Here is a 3,093-nt window from a genome sequence, read left to right as displayed (position 1 = left end):
ATAGGTATCCCCCGTCTCATGGTTGAGATAAGAACTTCTGCCCTGTCCGTAGGTATAGGTTTCTCTTGCTTTTAAGTCTCGGTCATAGGTCTGGAGTACCTCGGTATGTTTCCGATTGACATCGTTGACATAGTTCCGCTCTTCGTAATAGTTAAAGCTATCCTCACGTGTGGTGTAAGGAATGAGAACCTCTTTCACTTCTGAGGCATAGGTCACTTGACCCTCACCCGGCAGATCTCCAAGGTCTGGTGGGTTGACCACTAGCCCCTCCTTAGTCGCACGGTCTTTCGCCACTTTCTGGTGGTAGGCAGTCGACACATCATCAAAAATCTCATGCCAGATAGTCCCCACCGTCTGCGGTAGGGTAGACAATGCCTGTAAGACATTCTGACTAAAGCCATACCAGAAGAGGCTAGGCTCCTCCCCATTCGGAGCAGTATAAGGAGACTTCCTCTTCTCCTCTCGTTTGAAGAGCTGATAGGTATGTTTACCTTTCTTACGGCTAGCAGTAAAGACTCGATTGTCATCCCCGTCATAGAGGGCTGCCATCAGAAGTCCCTCCTTGTCCTTAACCGCAAGGAGGCGGTTTTCAGTGTCGTAGATGTAGTCTAACTTGTCATCATTTTTCTTAGACGAGATGCGGTTGCCATTCTTGTCGTAGGTATAGGTCGTTCCGTCCTTGTTTTCTAGTTTGGTTAGGCGGTTATTGTCATCGTAAGTGAAGCGGGTCTCTTCTTTCTTGCCCTCTACTTCTTGCGTGCTAGTCAGCTTGTTTCCTGCTAGGTCATAGGTGTAGGTGAGTTTCGATAATTCCTTGCCTGCCTTGTCGGATACTGTCATGGTCTCTACTTGACCGAGATAATCAGTATATTACGAAATATGTTCTATATAATAAAAAATTTATTTATCTTTCTGTATTTTTATTTTACTTTTACGAATAAAGTAAGTAGAACAGTTTTATTCCTTATCTTGCTTTTATATGACAACTTTTAAAAGCATAGTGGTGATGTGGAAAACACCTATGGAGTATAGCTCCATAGGTGGGCGGGGAGCTAGGAAAGAGAGGACGGAAAACGATACATTATACAGCGTTTTCAAAGTCCTCGATAACTAGCTCAATCGCCAACAGCACCACGGAAATACAATTACATTATCCTTTGCCTCTGGTAGGCTATGGAACATTCCTATAAGAATAGCCTTGTATTTACTTTAGTAACAATATAATAGTTTCATTTAGCTTATTTATAATATCACTTTCTTTAGTAGAGATATCATCTCCCCAACTTAATATATAATAATTGTCTATATTATCTAAATCAAGTACTTCAATCCAAACATTTTTATAAGGAGCAAAATCCGGACTATTAACTAATACACTCCATATTAAATTTGACTTAGAAATCTCAACTTCCAGACAATTTTTTTTATCAATAATATATTTTATATCTAATTTACCATTACTAAATTCAAGATTATCTATCCAAGATTTAACCAAGGCTATTTTCTTTTCTACTTCTAACATTATTTTTCTCCCATTTTTTCAATATTATAAGCATCAAGCATTTCGTCTAAAATAGGGACTCCTCTTTTCTCTAGTAATCTATCAAACTTAGAACCTGGAGCTACAATCTGTCCCCAATTTTTTTGTCCAGCTTGAAAAATATAATTTTTATCTACATCAAATTCAATATAGACAGAGCCCTTGGGAGCCGATTGAAATGCTTCAATATCAGCAGGATTGGAGACAAAAGTTCTATCACCATTAGGAGAGACCTGTACTTTCCCTGTCTCAAGCATCTTACTATATTCATTCGGTGACATCCAACGTCCAACACGGGTCATATTCGCTGAATTAGGAAGAGGTTTTAACGGTTCTAGGTTCCCAGTAGCTAGTTGGGGACCATAGGGTTTCAAGGGTTCTAATGGTCCACTAGCTGGTTGAGGACCATAGGGTTTTTCAGCTTGCGTGGGTACTCCTAACCCAGCTACTGCTCCACTGGCAGCTATATATGCAGCTTCAACATACTTACCAACAAAATAACCTTGTAAAGCACCGCCTGCTGTGTTCATTGCCACATCTAATGGCTTGTCACCATTAGAATAACTTGTTAGACCTGAGCTAACAGCTCCATAAGTCGCAAACCCAACCACTGGTCCTCCTAATAGTCCTGCCAGTACACCTGATATCCCTGCGAGTGCTTGAATATTCCCTGACGAAAGATTTTTCAGACCGCTTGGATCAAATGTATGTCCTTTTTTACTACTTTTTTGTGGTTGATTGCTTGTGCTAGAAGTACCATTCCAACTGGCAGCACCACCTGGATTCACTTCATAATGTGAACCACTTGTGCGTTTGGAGCTACCTTTTTTCGCTTTCGATTTGACAGAAGCATTCGACTGATAACGAGAACTTGTGCCAGCCGTGCTATCCCAGCTGGCAACTCCTCCCCCTCCAAAGCTGACAGGTTTAGGAGATGCCCCTTTATCTTTTGCCTTAGTGGTTTTCGGGTCGCAGACATGGCGAATGGTTTCCTCCAAGGATTTTGTCCAATTGCGAGCAATATTTTGGGCTTCTCGGGTAACGGATTGTCCCCAGTCATAGACAGATTGTCGCAAGGCTCTGGCTTGTTGCCAAAGATTGGTTATCGCAGGTCGATGTTCAGCCGGTGCTTGAATGAGTGCAGACACATACTGGGTTATATACTGCACTTCCTGATTCATATATCTAGCAGTGTCTAAAACAGTATTTCCAATGCTCCGTACGATCTGAGCCATGCTTCTGCTAAAAGTCGCACCTAGACTAGCACCTCTTCTGACAGGTTTGAATCGCCTTGCTTGGCGGAAATGCCCACTTGGATCGGTATAATTGACTGGATTGTTGTGAACATAGCTGTAGCGGTTCTGACTGAGTGGAGCCGTCAATTCACCTTGATAGGAATCCTCTGTAAGGAAAATCCCTGCTTGGCTGTCGTAATACCGTGCTCTGAGGTAATCCAGTCCTGTGATATCTCTGGCTTCCCCATTGTAGGCAAATGGGTTGCCTGTCTCGTCTGTGCTAGACTTAGTCGCACCGTAGAGTTGGTACTGGCTGGA

General features: G+C 42.4%; 3 protein-coding genes. All 3 read right to left on the bottom strand.

Annotated elements, in window-relative coordinates:
- Positions 1-840, bottom strand: an 840-nt coding sequence (locus ACVPON_RS01485; RefSeq protein WP_462875475.1) for an RHS repeat domain-containing protein, incomplete at its 3' end; no start/stop codon positions are given.
- Positions 841-1,204: 364 nt separating this feature from the next.
- Positions 1,205-1,522: a hypothetical protein gene (locus tag ACVPON_RS01480; protein ID WP_462875473.1), complete on the bottom strand. Its 318-nt coding sequence runs from the start codon at positions 1,520-1,522 to the stop codon at positions 1,205-1,207.
- The coding region (locus ACVPON_RS01475; protein ID WP_462875471.1) for an RHS repeat-associated core domain-containing protein at positions 1,522-3,093 on the bottom strand (1,572 nt) is incomplete at its 5' end. The genes ACVPON_RS01480 and ACVPON_RS01475, both read right to left, overlap by 1 nt.

This window comes from Streptococcus sp. 1F3 (assembly GCF_054968985.1).
The sequence above is the reverse complement of the archived record's forward strand: the minus strand, read 5'-3'. Positions and strand labels throughout refer to the sequence as shown.